Consider the following 13,559-nt stretch of genomic DNA (forward strand, 5'->3'; position numbering starts at 1 on the left):
GCGCGCGCTCATGTTTCATTGAGACCTGAGTACCGCCTGACCACGCAGATCTGTCAATGAAACAACCAGCGGGCCCCCTCCACGGATGCGCCGAGGTCGCGGACGCGTGACGCGAGGGCGCGGTCGGACGTGATGACGGTCAGCGACGACGGCTCGGCGTCGTCGCTCACGAGCTCGACGATGCGGTCGTCCGCCGCGTCACGGCCGCCCCGGCGCGCGTACCGCACCGTGATCCCGTCGTGGTCGCCCTCCGGCAGGTCGGGGAGTGGACGGCCGTCGAGCACCAGCGCGATGTCGTCGCCCGTCTCCACCGCGAGCCGCTGCAACCGCTCGACCAGCCGGCGCACCGCACCGTCGCGGTCGCGCCACCAGCCGTCGGGCGTGGAGCCGATCACGTTCATCCCGTCGACGACGAGGCGCGCCACCCCCGCATGCTGCCCTACGCTCCGGGCGTGAGCACGACGCCGACCGTCGCGTTCAACCCCTTCGAGCCGGGCTTCTTCGACGACCCGTACGCGCAGTACGCGCTGCTCCGCACGCACGACCCCGTCCACCACACGCCGATCGGGCCCGTCGCGCTGTTCCGCTACGAGGACGTCTTCACCCTCCTGCGCGATCCGACGCTGAGCGTGGACGAGCGCAACGCGGAGCCGTTCCCGGTGCCCGAGGACGTCGCCGCGCTCGTCGAGGGGCGCGAGGACTTCGGGCAGCTGACGATGCTCAACCGCGACCCGCCCGATCACGACCGGCTCCGCCGTCTCGTGTCGCGCGTCTTCACGCCGCGGCGCATCGAGCAGCTGCGGCCGCGCGTGACGGAGCTCGTCGACGCCGCGCTCGACGCCGCGGCCGCAAGTGGCGTCGAGATGGACGTCGTCGCGCAGCTCGCGTTCCCGCTGCCCTTCCAGGTGATCTCCGACATGCTCGGCATGCCGGAGGCCGACGGCGCGCACATGCGCGACTGGTCGCACACGATGACGAAGATGCTCGACCCGATCGTCGCGTACGACGACGTCGAGGCCGCGCTGCACGCGTCCGACTCGATGCTCGCCCATGTACGCGCGGCGATCGCGTGGAAGCGGCGCGAGCCGGCGGACGACCTGCTGAGCGCGCTCGTGTCCGTCGCCGACGACCGCACCGGCGAGCAGCTCTCGGAGGACGAGCTCGTCGCGCAGGTCGTGCTGCTCTACATCGCCGGGCACGAGACGACCGTCAACCTGATCGGCAACGGCGTGCTCGCGCTGTTGCGTCACCCGGGCGAGCTCGCGCGCCTGCGCGACGACCCCTCGCTCGACGCGAACGCGGTCGAGGAGCTGCTCCGCTACGACAGCCCGGTGCAGTTCTCGCGCCGCATCACCACGCGAGACGTCGAGATCGCGGGCGTTCCCGTCCCGGCCCGCACGTTCGTGATGACCTGCCTCGCGTCCGCCAACCGGGATCGGGCGAAGTGGGGTCCGACCGCCGACGACCTCGACCTCGGCCGCGACGGCGCGTCGCAGCACGTGTCGTTCGGCAGCGGCGTCCACTACTGCCTGGGCGCCGCGCTCGCGCGCCTCGAGGGACAGGTCGCGATCCCGCGCCTCGTGCGGCGCTTCCCCGAGCTCACGCTGCTCGACGAGCAGCCGGTGTGGGGCGGCCGCATCGTGCTGCGCGGGCTCGACCGTCTGCGCGTGTCGCTCGCCGGCTGACGGACTGCAACCCGTTCGCAGTCCGGGTCCCGAATCGGGCAAGGTGAGGTCCGTGAGCGTCCGGTCCGTCCGCCTCATTCCCGACGCGTCGCAGCAGGAGGTGCTCCTGTCGACGCTGCAGCGCGTCAACCGCGCGTCCAACGAGGCGCGCACCAAGGCGTTGGAGCAAGGGGTGACGTCGGGGACGGGTCTGCGCGAGATCGTCCGGGAGGCGCTCGAGCGCTTCAAGCTCCCCGCCGGGTTCTCGACGCCCGCGTTCCGGCGCGTCGAGGCGTCGCTCTCGGGCCCGACCGGGCGCCGCCAGCGCTTCAGCGAGTACCAGTCGCTCGTGTTCCCCGCGTCGTCGCTGCGGTGGCCGTCGTCCGACCGGGTCGTGATGCCGACCGCGGCCGGCCGGCGCACCGTCCGCGCGTACGTCGAGCCGGGCGGTCACGGTGGCCTCCGGCCGCCGCTCGAAGGCCTCGACGCCGCGCTCGTCTACCGCAACGGCGAGTTCGACCTCGTCGCGGCGGACGACCCCGACGAATGACGGCGGGCGACGACCGCGCCGCGCGGACGAACGCCGGCCGTGGGCCGATGCCCACGACGGCCGGCGCCGAGGGAGCCATGGGCGCGACGACGACGCTGCTGCTCGTCCGGCACGGCCAGTCGACGTGGAACGCGGCCGGCCGCTGGCAGGGCCACGCCGACCCGCCGCTGTCACGCCTCGGTGAGGAGCAGGCCCGCCAGGCCGGGTCCCGGCTCGCGTCCAACGGCCGGGTGGACGCCGTCGTGACGTCCGACCTGCGGCGCGCCCACCAGACGGCACGTCTCGTCGCCGGGGCGCTCGGGCTCGACCCGGTCGTCGACACGCGCGTGCGCGAGCGCGACGCGGGGGAGTGGACCGGGCTCACACGCGACGACATCGAACGCGACTGGCCGGGATACCTCGCCGACCATCGCCGGCCACCCGGCTTCGAGGACGACGCGACCCTGCTCGCGCGCGTGCTCCCCGCGCTCGTCGACCTCGCGGCGCGCCACGAGCGCGGGCGCGTGCTCGTCGTCACCCACGGCGGTGTCGTGCGGACCGTCGAGCGCCACTTGGGGACGACGGGACCGCCGCTCGCCAACCTCGGCGGCCGTGCCGTGCACGTGCGCCGCGACGCGTCGACCGTTGTGGTGGGCGAGGCCCTCCTGCTGGCCGGCGGCGACGACGTCACCGTCACGGTCCCCAACCAGATCTGACGGAGCGGCGAGCGTCTGCGGGCGGGGTATCCCCGCCCGCAGCGAGTGCGACCATGGACATGGCGGCCGGGTGCCAGACCCGCGCCTCAGGGCCTGATGGTGAAGATGTCGACGGCGATCTCCTGGGGCGGAGTCGGGAAGCCGCCCTCGATGCCCGCCTGCAGCCGCGGCATCAGGACGTCGTCGCGGAAGCGCTCCCAGCTCGCCTGCGTCTCGTGGACGGCCAGGATCGTCCAGCCGCCCTCGGACGGGCCGGCCGCGTGGAAGATCTGCCCGTCGGGCAGGCTGCCGTCGGCGGGATGCACGGCGCGCAGCGACGCCTCGTAGTTCTCCTTCGTCCCACCCGGGAAGTGATGCACGATTCCGTACGGCATGTCGGGTCCTTTCGGTCGTGTCGGTCGAGCGTGCCGACCCGGCCGCGTCACCCGCGCGTCACCCGTACCTGATGCGCGGGTGACGCGCGTGGGTCGTCAGCCTCCCCGAAACACACGAGAGGAGGCGCATATGCCGTCCGTTGGGTTCGTCGCACCGATACTTCCCGGCAAGACCGAGGACGACCGTGCCGCGATCGCGTCGTGCGCGCACGGTGGCGACCGGCACGCCGAGTACGTGAGGTCGCGCACGCGCGCGGGCATCACGCGCGAGCGCGTCTGGCACCAGAGCACACCGACGGGCGACGTCGCGGTGATCTACATGGAAGCCGACGATCTCGACGCCGCGTTCAAGACGCTCGGAACGTCCGACGATCCGTTCGATCGTTGGTTCCGTGACCGCGTGCGCGACGTGCACGGGATCGCGCTGGAGGACGGTTTCCCGCCGCCGGAGCAGATCCTCGACTTCGAACGCTGACGCCCGGCGCCGTCACATCCCGACCCCGAGCCGCCCGCCCGCAGCCCGGTTAGAGTCCCGCGTCGCTCGACAGGGCGCGGCGGCGGGCAGGCCACGGGAGCAGGCAGGCGGGCATGGGGTTCGTTCTCGACGACGCGCGCGCATGAGCGGCCCCCGACCGCCGGTCGCGTGCGTGCGCGTCCTCGGCGGGGTGAGCGCCGTCAGGTCCGACGGCTCGACCGTCGACGTCCCCAGCGCGAGTCAACGGCGGCTGCTCGCGCTCCTGGCGCTCCACGCTCCACGGCGGCTGCGCGCCGAGTGGCTCGCCGACGTCCTGATGGTCTCGCCCGGCGCGCTGCGGACGACGGTCGCGCGGCTCCGAGGCGTGATCGGCTCGGACGTCCTCGTGACGACGAGCACCGGGTACTCGCTCGCGTGTGACGTCGACGCCACCGGGTTCTGCGACGCGGTGACGGCCGCCAGCGAGACGAACCCGCGACTCGTTGCACTCGAGCACGCGCTCGCGTCGTGGGGTGGGCCCGTGCTCGAGGAGTTCGCGGGCGAGGAGTGGGCGCGCGGTGAGATCGCGCGCGTGACCGAGATCCACGCTGGCGCTGTCGACGACTACGCGGAGGAGCTCATCGCGGCGCACCGGGCGGCTGACGCGGTCGCGTCGCTCGAGCGGCAGATCGCGCTGCACCCGTATCGCGATCGATCACGCGGGTTGTTGATCCGCGCGCACGCGCTCGCGGGTCGCCAGGCGGACGCGCTGCGGGCCTTCCAGGTGTACCGGACGCTGCTCGTCGAGGAGGTCGGCACCGAGCCGTCGCCCGACGTCGTCCGGATCGAGCGGCGGGTCGCGACGGGCTGGGACGGCATCGACTCGGAACCCGACGCGCCTGACGCGCCTGCCGTGCCCGCGGTCGTCGACATCCCGTTGCCGGGCGCGCTCGCGCACCGGGTCGCCTTCGTCGGCCGGGCGGCGGAGCACGCCGCGTTGCACGCCGAGCTCGAGGCCGCGGCGTCGAGCGGTCTGCGCACGGTCGTCGTCGGAGGCGAGGCCGGGATCGGCAAGACGACGTTGCTGGCCGAGTTCGCGTGGTCGGTGACGTCGTCGGGCACGGCGACGGTCCTGTACGGACGCTGCGACGAGGCCGGTGTGCCCCTGGAGCCGTTCCGGACGCTGCTCGGCGCGTGCGTCGACCACGCGCCTGCGGACCTGCTCGCGGAGCACGTGGCGCGCTGCGGCGGCGAGCTGGCGCACATCTGCCCGAGGCTGCTGGCGCGGGTCGGGACGGCACCGGCCCCGACCGCGTCGGACGACGTCACGCAGCGCTTCCTGGCCTTCGATGCGGCCGCCGACCTCGTGCGCCGGGTCGCCGCCCGCCGCCCGGTGGTGCTGATGATCGACGACCTGCAGTGGGCCGAGGCCACCGCCCTGCTCCTGCTCCGTCACCTCGCCGGCGCGCTCGCCGACTCCCCGGTCGTGCTCGCGCTGACACGGCGCGATCGCGGCGAGGCCGCCCCCGAAGACGTCCGATCCGCGCTCGCCGACGTCGAGCGCGGTGGTGTGCGCGCCATCGAGCTGAGCGGGCTCGACGAGGCCGAGCTCGCCGAGCTCGTCGTCGCCGCGACACGCGCGGCGCCCGATGCCGAGCTGCGACGGGTCACCGGGAAGCTCCGCGAGGACACCGCGGGCAATCCGCTCTACGCGTCACAGCTCGTGCGGCACTGGATGGAGCTCGGCAGCGACGAACGCGCGGACGACGCTGCTCTGCGCGACTGGCAGCGCATCGTGACGGCCGACAGCGTGCCGCCCAGCCTGCGCGAGGTCGTCTGGAGCCGCGTGCACGCGCTCGGCGAAGACGTCGCCACGGTGCTCGCGGCCGCGTCCGTCCTGGGCGTCGAGTTCCGCGAGGACGTGCTCGTCGACATGGTCGACCTCGACGAGCGGAGCGTCGTCGCGTCGCTGAACGCCGCGGCACTCGCGGGAATCCTCGTCGACGTCCGCGCCGTCCGGCGCGCCATGCGGTTCGTGCACGCGCTCGTCGCCAACGCGCTGTACTCCGACATCGGCGCCGCGAGCCGTACGCGTCTGCACGAGCGGGCCGCGCGGGTGCTCGTGAAGGACGTCGAGCCCGTCGCTCCGGACGTGGTCGTCCAGCTCGCGCGGCACTGCGCCCTCGCGGGTCTGACGGCCGACGCGTTGCAGTGGTCGGTCCTCGCGGGAGACCACGCGCTCGCACACCTCGCGCCGAGCGAGGCCGCCCGGCACTACGGGGTCGCGCTCGACGCCGCGGTCGCGCTGCATCGATCGGACACCGAGCGCGCCGATCTCCTGGTTCGCCTCGGCGACGCCCAACACCGCGCGGGCGAGCCCGACGCGTTCGCGACGCTCGAACGCGGCGCGGAGCTCGCGCGGCGCAGCGGCGACCGCGACGCGCTCGTCCGCGCCGCGCTGGCGGCCGATCGCGGCTTCGCGCGCATGGCGAGCGGTGCGCCGGAGCACCTGGCGATCGTCGAAGCGGCGGTGGCGGCGGCCGATCCGCGCGACGAGGCCACCAGGACGCGCCTGCTCGCCCTGTTGGCGCAATGTCTCGTGTACACGCCGGCCGCCGCGCGACGGATCGCGCTGGGTCACGAGGCATGGGCACTCGCCGACGCGAGCGGCGACCCGGCGCTCGTCGCGCACGTCGCACCCGCGGTGCTGATGGCGTTGTGGGGGCCGGGGAGTGGCGCGCTCCGCCGCGACATCGCCGCGCGGGCGGTGACGGCGGCGGAAGCGTCGGGAGATCCGCGACTGCAGTTCGGCGCGCACGTCGCGGCGTACAACGTGGCGGTTGAATCCGCCGATCCCGTCGTCGCCGCGCACAGCCTGGCCCGGGTGCGGTCGACTGCGCGAACCGTCGGCGAGCCGCGACTCCGGTGGATCGCCGGCCTCTACGACACGTTCGAGGCGACGATGAGCGGCCGTCTCGCCGAGGCCGAGACGCTCGCCGCGCGCAACCTGGACCTCGGCGTCGAGATCGCCGCGCCCGACGCGTTCACGCTGTTCGCCGGACAGTTCTTCGTGATCGGCACGTTCGCCGGCAAGCACGACGAGCTGTTCCCGGTCGTCGAGCAGGCCGCACGTGACAATCCCGGCGTCGTCCCGTTCCGCGTCGCGTACGGGATCATCTGCGAGGCCGTCGGGCGTACCGAGGAAGCACGCCGGATCTTGCGAACCGGCATGGCCGACCGCTTCGCGGACCTCCCCGTCGACAACATGTGGACGACCTCGGTGATCGGCTACGCGGTCCTCGCCATCGAGCTCGAGGACGTCGACGCAGCCGCGAGGCTGCTGCCCGTCATCGCGCCGTTCGCGGGTGACGTCGCCTTCAACGGCGTGACCAGCCAAGGCCCCGTCGCCGCGTACGCGGGCAAGCTCGCGTCGCTGCTCGGCCGGCACGACGAGGCCGACGACCATCTCCATTCGGCGCTGGCGACGGCAACCGCGTTCGGGTGGACGTATCACCGCGCCACCACGCTCTACGCGCTCGCGCAGGCGCGGTACCGGCGCGTCGGCACGCTCGATGGGGAGGGACACGGCTGGCTCGCCGAGGCGGGCGACCTCTGCCGCGCGCGCGGGTTTCGTAGCTGGATCGGCCCGATCGACAGGCTCGAGACGGCGACACGGGCCTGACGCGCGGGTGACGCGCGCCGCAGCGCACGATGCCCGCATGACGACACTGCTGATCATCCACGAGGTCGACGACGTCCAACACTGGCTCGCATCCCCGAAGCGCGCGGAGTTCTTCGGCCCGATGGGCTTCTCCGTGCGCACGTTCGTCGATCGGGACGCGCCCGAGCGCGTCGGTCTGATCGTCGAGTGCCCCGATCTCGACAGCTTCGAGAAGGCGCTCCAGGCCGAGGGCGCCGCGGACGCGATGAAGTACGACGGCGTGCGTCCGGAGACCATCCAAGTCTTCGTGGAGGGCTGACGGATGGACATCGTGCTCGCTCTCGAACGGTCGTACGACCAGACCGCGAAGCTCGTTGCGGACCTCGATGAGACCGGACTCCGTGCTCCGTCCCCGTGTGCCGGGTGGGACGTCCGCGCGACGTTGAACCACCTCCTCGGCGCGACGTGGATGTTCACGCTCGTGAACCAGGGGCGGGAGGCCGGCGAGGACGCCGGCGACGTCCTCGGCGACGACCCGGGCCTGGCCGTGGCCGCCGCTGCGAAGGAGAACCTCGCCAGCTGGCGCCAGCCCGGCGCGTTCGACGGCGACCGGACGTACCCGTTCGGCACGTTCCCCGCGGACTTCGCCGCGCTGATCAACCTCGAAGAGGTCGTCGTCCACAACTGGGACGTCGCGACGGCATGCGGGCTCGACCTGACGATCGACGAACCGATCGCGCAGATGGTCTACGACTGGGGCCGGTCGATCCCGCTCGACGAGTTCCGCGCCCACGGCGCGTTCGGCCCCGAGGTGCCGGTCCTCGCGTCGGCCTCGGTCTCCGACCGCCTGATGGGCCTGCTCGGCCGCCGCCCCTGAAGCGCCGCGCTCGCCGCTCGCCGCTCGCCTTGCTTTCCGCTCTCGGCGCCTCCGGCGGCGGGCCGCTCGGGCCCCGGCTCGCTGCGAGGCGGGATTCCCGCCTCGCAGTCGCTCGCCTAAGATCGTCGGTCCCCGTTCCCCGATTCGCGCCCGAACGACCCCCGCGCGCAGGGCGGTCGGGCGTGCACCGACGATCCGGAGTCCGCTTGCCCGAGGTCCCCGACGCCGAGCTGGCGGCCGAGCAGCGCGTGCTCGACGCCGCCTACGCCCGCCTCGACGACATGCGCCGATCCGCGGTCCGGGTCGCCGACGCGTACTCGGAGGTCCGGCGGGGTGGGACGCACCAGGCCCGGCTGGAGCGCGACATCGCCGTCGAGACGACCCAGCGCCGGCTCGCGGCGCTCGACATCGGCGACGCCCCGCTGTGCTTCGGCCGTCTCGACCTCACCCCCCAGGCGGCCGACGGCGCCGGCCCGACCGACGGCCGCTACTACATCGGGCGCGTCTCGGTGGACGACGACGACCACCGGCCGCTCGTCGTCGATTGGCGCGCGCCCGTCGCCGAGCCCTTCTACCGGGCGACGGCGGTGCACCCGATGGGGGTGGTCCGCCGCCGTCACTTCATCACGCGCGGCGGGCGCCGCCTGGTCGGCCTCGACGACCGGGTCTTCGACGCCGACGCGGGTGAGGATGCGGGGCTGACGATCGTCGGGGAGGGTGCGCTGCTCGCGGCGCTCGAACGCGCACGCACCGGGCGGATGCACGACATCGTCGCCACGATCCAGGCCGAGCAGGACGAGGCGATCCGCAGCGACCTCGACGGCGTCCTCGTCGTGGCCGGAGGGCCCGGCACCGGCAAGACCGCGGTCGCGCTGCACCGCGCCGCGTACCTGCTGTACACGTACCGCCGCCGGCTGTCCGGCGACGGCGTGCTGTTCGTCGGACCGAACGCGGTGTTCCTCCGCTACATCGACCAGGTCCTCCCGTCGCTTGGCGAGGAGGACGCCCAGCTGTCGACGATCCGCGCGCTGAAGCCCGGTCTGCGCGTGCAACGGACTGATCCACCTGCCGTCGCGCGCGTCAAGGGCGACGTGCGCATGGCGACCGTGATCGCGCGCGCGGTCGCGGACCGTGAGCGCGGGCTGCCGCGCGACATCGTCGTCGCGGTCGACGGGCTGCGCATCCGGATCACCCGTCGCGACACGCGCGGGATCGTCGAGCGCGCCCGGCGGCGCCGCGGGTCGCACAACGCGCGGCGTCCGTTCGTGCTCGGGCTGCTGCTCGACCACCTCGTCGGCCGGTACCGCCGCGCGCTCGTCCGCACGTACCGCGACCGTCTCACGACGGACGACGCCGAGGCCGGCCGTCTCCCGCTCGACGAGCCCGACGTGTCGCTCGACCCGACCGTGGCCGGCGCGCTGTCACGCGGGGAGCCGCCGCCCGAGGACTGGGAGCGCGAGCTGCGCGCGCGGCTGCGACAGCGACCCGAGGTACGCGAGGCGATCGAGCGGATGTGGCCCGTCCTGAGCGGCGCGGAGCTGGTCCACGACCTGTTCAGCTTCACCGCGCTGATCCGCTCCGCGGCCGACGGCGTGCTCGAGCGCGACGAGCAGGTCGGGCTGCACCGGCCGCGTGCGCACCGCGTCACCGACGTCGCGTGGACGGACTCCGATGTCGCGCTCGTCGACGAGGCCGACGCGCTCCTCGGCCCGGTCGAGGCGGCCCGCCCCCGTCGCGCGCGCCGGCGCGGGCCGAGCGCGGACTCGGTCGACACCGCGACCCGTGTCGTCGACGGGCTCGGCCTCGGCGGCTACACGACCGCGGCGTCCCTCGCGGAGCGGTTCGCCGACCCCGCCCCGCGCAACGGCACCGCGGGCGACGAGCCGCGCACGTTCGGGCACGTCCTCGTCGACGAGGCGCAGGACCTGACGCCGATGGAGTGGCGGATGCTCGCCCGCCGCTGCCCGTCGCGGTCGATGACGCTCGTCGGCGACTTCGGCCAGTCGAGCCGCGCCGGCGCGGCGGGGAGCTGGGACGAGATCGTCCGCGTCGTCTCGCGCCCGGGCCGGGCCCGCGTCGTCACGCTCGACGTCAACTACCGGACACCCGCCGAGCTCATGACCGTCGCCAACCGCGTGCTCGCGGTCGCGTCACCGGGCATCGCTCCGCCGCGCGCGGTCCGCTCGACGGGCACGCATCCGAGGTTCGTCGCGGTCGACCGCGCCGAGCCCGGCGCGCTCGCACGAGAGACGGCCGCGGTCGCGCGCGAGGCCGTCGCGAATGGCGGCACGACGGCCGTCGTCGCGCCGCGCGACGTGCACGGCGCGATCACGAGCGCGCTCGCCGACGTCGGCGCGGTCGCGGACCGTGCCGAGGCGATCGACGCGCCCGTCGCGGTGCTCGACGCCGTCGACGCGAAGGGCCTCGAGTTCGACCACGTCGTCGTCGTCGAGCCCGCGCGCCTCGTCACACCCGATCCGGCCGGGTTGCGCCTGCTCTACGTCACGCTGACGCGCGCGACGCGCGACCTGGCGATCGTGCACGCCGACCCGCTCCCCGAGGCGCTGGAGACCGCCCCGGTAGGCTGAGCGCATGGCGGTTGCCCAGTCTCCCTCGCCCGACCTGCTCGCCTCCGACGTCGCGTGGGATCTCGAGCCGCTGCTCGAAGGGCGGGGGACGGACGGCGTCGACGCGCTCCTCGACGACGCCGCGCGCGCGGCGTCCGAGCTGACGCGCTATCGCGGTCGCGTCGCCGCGCTCGAGGCCGACGAGCTCGCGGAGCTCATGCACGAGGTCGCGTTCGTGCAGGAGCGCATCGAGCGAGTCGGCTCGTACGCGGGGCTGCGCTTCGCGGTCGACACGACGGACGCCGAGCGCGGCGCGCTGTTGCAGCACGTCGAGGAGCGCGCCACCGCGATCGGCAACGAGCTGCTCTTCCTCGAGCTCGAGTGGGCCGCGGCGCCCGACGACCATGTCGAGAGCGTGCTCGCGGACGAGCGTCTCGACTTCTGCCGCCACCACCTGCGCGCGATCCGGCGGTACCGCCCGCACCTCCTGTCCGAGCCGGAGGAGCGGATCATGTCGGAGAAGGCCGTGACCGGCCGGAGCGCGTGGTCCCGGCTCTTCAGCGAGCTCACGTCGACGATCCGCGTCGAGCTCGACGGCGAGTCGCGCTCGCTCGAGGAGGCGCTGTCGGTCCTCGGCTCGCCCGACCGGGAGTTGCGCCGGCGCGCCGCCGAGGCCGTCACGGAAGGTCTCGCACCCGGCCTGCGCACGCGCGCGTTCGTGTTCAACACGCTGCTCGCCGACAAGAGCATCGACGACCGGCTGCGGAGCTACCCGAACTGGCTCGCGAGCATGAACCTCGCGAACGAGGCCAGCGACGAGTCGGTGCAGGCGCTCGTCGATGCCGTCCGTCGGCGCTACGACATCCCGCAGCGCTGGTACGCACTCAAGGCGCGGCTGCTCGGTGTCGACCGGATCGCCGACTACGACCGCATGGCGTCCGTCGCCGACGAGGACTCGGAGTTCACGTGGTCGCAGGCGCGCGCGCTCGTGCTCGACGCGTACGCGTCGTTCTCACCCGAGCTGGCCGACGTCGCGCAGCGCTTCTTCGACGAGCGCTGGATCGACGCGCCGATCCGCCCCGGCAAGCGTCCCGGCGCGTTCTGCGCGTACACCGTGCCCTCGCACCACCCGTACCTGTTGCTCAACTGGACCGCCCGTCGCCGCGACGTGCTGACGCTCGCGCACGAGATGGGTCACGGGCTGCACGCGTATCTCGCGCGCGGTCAGGGTGTCTTCCACCAGACGACGCCGTTGACGCTCGCCGAGACCGCGTCGGTGTTCGGCGAGACGGTGACGTTCGGACGGCTGCTCGAGGCGACCGACGACCCGTCGGCGCGGCTCGCGCTGCTCGCCGAGAGCCTCGAGGGCCAGATCGCGACGGTGTTCCGCCAGACCGCGATGAACCGGTTCGAAGCCCTCGTCCACACCGACCGGCGCGAGCAGGGCGAGCTGAGCGTCGAGCGCTTCAACGAGCGGTGGGCAGAGACGCAGACGGAGATGCTCGGCGACGCGGTCGAGATCACGGAGGGCTACCGCACCTGGTGGTCCTACATCCCGCACTTCATCGCCACGCCCGGTTACGTGTACGCGTACGCGTACGGCCAGCTGCTCGCGCTCTCGGTGTACCGCGCGTACGAGGAGCAGGGCGGCGCGTTCGTGCCCGCCTATCTCGAGCTGCTCGCGAGCGGCGGCTCGCGCTCGCCCGAGGAGCTGGGCCGGATCGTGGGGGTCGACCTCGCCGACCCCTCGTTCTGGGACGGCGGCCTCGCGATCGTCGAGGGTCAGCTCGAGGCGGCCGAGGCGGCGGCGCGTGCCTCGGGTCGCGTCGCCGACTGACGCCGCGGTCCACTCACATGGTGCTCACCCCCGACGCGGCGCTGCTCACCGGCAAGGTCGCCGTCGTGACCGGCGGCGGAGGCGGTATCGGCCGGGGCATCAGCGAGGCGTTCGCCGCGCACGGTGCGCGTGTCGTCGTCGCGGAGATCGACGAGGAGCGCGCCCGCGCGACCGTCGACGCGATCGGCGCGCGCGGAGACGGCGAGGCGCGCGCGTCCGTCGTGGACGTGCGCCAGCGCGCGGACGTCGACCGTCTCGCGCGCGAGACGTATGACGCGTTCGGCCGCTGCGACGTCCTCGTCAACAACGTCGGTCATTACCTGTACCGCGGGTTGCGCTTCCTCGACACCGACGAGGAGCAGTGGGACGCGCTCTACGCGGTGAACCTGAAGCACGTGTTCCTGTGCACGAAGGCGTTCGCGCCCGGGATGGTCGCGCAGCGCTCCGGGAGCATCGTCAACGTGTCGACGGTCGAGGCGTTCCGTGGGATCCCCAACCAGGTCGTGTACTCGGCGTTCAAGGCAGGGATCACGCAGTTCACGAAGAGCCTCGCCCTGGACCTCGGGAACGACGGCGTGCGGGTCAACGCGATCGCGCCCGACCTCACCGAGACGCTGCAGGTCCCGTACGGCCGCTGGGTCGCTCCTGATCAGCGGCATCTCATCCCCACCTGGGTCCCCGTCGGGCGCTTCGGCACGCCCGACGACCTCGCCGGCTGCGCCGTGTTCCTCGCGTCGGACCTGTCCGCGTTCGTCACCGGGACGACGATCCACGCCGACGGTGGGAGCCTCGCGGCCGGTGGCTGGTTCCGCACCGAGCGGGGCGGGTGGACGAACCGGCCGCTCGCGCCCTGAGCGGGGCCCGGCGCCCGCGACAATCG

Annotated in this window: 12 protein-coding genes; 10 read left to right on the plus strand and 2 right to left on the minus strand. The window is 73.5% G+C overall.

Annotated features, from left to right (window positions below):
* Window positions 1-53 precede the first annotated feature (53 nt).
* A complete protein-coding gene (locus VFC33_04185; GenBank protein HZR12428.1) occupies window positions 54-425 on the minus strand; it encodes an NYN domain-containing protein in 372 nt (123 codons plus the stop codon).
* 27 nt (window positions 426-452) lie between these two features.
* Between VFC33_04185 and VFC33_04190 the strand changes: the two genes are divergently transcribed.
* The 3 genes from VFC33_04190 (at window position 453) to VFC33_04200 (ending at window position 2,909) form a co-directional block, all read left to right on the plus strand.
* Window positions 453-1,685 (plus strand): cytochrome P450, encoded by a 1,233-nt coding sequence (locus VFC33_04190; protein HZR12429.1) that lies wholly within the window; start codon window positions 453-455, stop codon window positions 1,683-1,685.
* Window positions 1,686-1,737: 52 nt separating this feature from the next.
* Window positions 1,738-2,214, plus strand: coding sequence for a hypothetical protein (locus VFC33_04195; protein ID HZR12430.1), 477 nt, complete (start codon window positions 1,738-1,740; stop codon window positions 2,212-2,214).
* 77 nt (window positions 2,215-2,291) lie between these two features.
* The gene (locus VFC33_04200; GenBank protein ID HZR12431.1) at window positions 2,292-2,909 is read left to right on the plus strand and encodes a histidine phosphatase family protein; all 618 of its coding nucleotides are present in this window, start codon (window positions 2,292-2,294) and stop codon (window positions 2,907-2,909) included.
* 86 nt (window positions 2,910-2,995) lie between these two features.
* On the opposite strand, the gene VFC33_04205 is transcribed toward VFC33_04200, so the two are convergent.
* Window positions 2,996-3,283, minus strand: coding sequence for a hypothetical protein (locus VFC33_04205; GenBank protein ID HZR12432.1), 288 nt, complete (start codon window positions 3,281-3,283; stop codon window positions 2,996-2,998).
* 130 nt (window positions 3,284-3,413) lie between these two features.
* Here VFC33_04205 and VFC33_04210 point away from each other — a divergent pair, with 130 nt between their 5' ends.
* From VFC33_04210 to VFC33_04240, 7 genes are all read left to right on the plus strand, one after another.
* Complete coding sequence (locus tag VFC33_04210; GenBank protein HZR12433.1) at window positions 3,414-3,758, plus strand: hypothetical protein; 345 nt, start codon at window positions 3,414-3,416, stop codon at window positions 3,756-3,758.
* Between the two features lie 142 nt (window positions 3,759-3,900).
* Window positions 3,901-7,419, plus strand: a complete 3,519-nt coding sequence (locus VFC33_04215; GenBank protein ID HZR12434.1) for a BTAD domain-containing putative transcriptional regulator — start codon at window positions 3,901-3,903, stop codon at window positions 7,417-7,419.
* A gap of 37 nt (window positions 7,420-7,456) precedes the next feature.
* Window positions 7,457-7,717: a hypothetical protein gene (locus VFC33_04220; GenBank protein HZR12435.1), complete on the plus strand. Its 261-nt coding sequence runs from the start codon at window positions 7,457-7,459 to the stop codon at window positions 7,715-7,717.
* A 3-nt stretch (window positions 7,718-7,720) separates the two neighbouring features.
* The gene (locus VFC33_04225; GenBank protein ID HZR12436.1) at window positions 7,721-8,275 is read left to right on the plus strand and encodes a TIGR03086 family metal-binding protein; all 555 of its coding nucleotides are present in this window, start codon (window positions 7,721-7,723) and stop codon (window positions 8,273-8,275) included.
* A gap of 206 nt (window positions 8,276-8,481) precedes the next feature.
* Entirely contained in the window at window positions 8,482-10,863 is a 2,382-nt protein-coding gene (locus tag VFC33_04230; GenBank protein HZR12437.1) for a UvrD-helicase domain-containing protein, read from the plus strand.
* A 4-nt stretch (window positions 10,864-10,867) separates the two neighbouring features.
* On the plus strand, window positions 10,868-12,679 hold the full coding sequence (locus VFC33_04235) for a M3 family oligoendopeptidase (protein ID HZR12438.1): 1,812 nt from the start codon (window positions 10,868-10,870) through the stop codon (window positions 12,677-12,679).
* Window positions 12,680-12,696: 17 nt separating this feature from the next.
* Window positions 12,697-13,533, plus strand: a complete 837-nt coding sequence (locus VFC33_04240; GenBank protein ID HZR12439.1) for a glucose 1-dehydrogenase — start codon at window positions 12,697-12,699, stop codon at window positions 13,531-13,533.
* Window positions 13,534-13,559: the final 26 nt, after the last annotated feature.

Source organism: Acidimicrobiia bacterium (assembly GCA_035651955.1).
GTDB lineage: Bacteria > Actinomycetota > Acidimicrobiia > IMCC26256 > JAMXLJ01 > JAMXLJ01.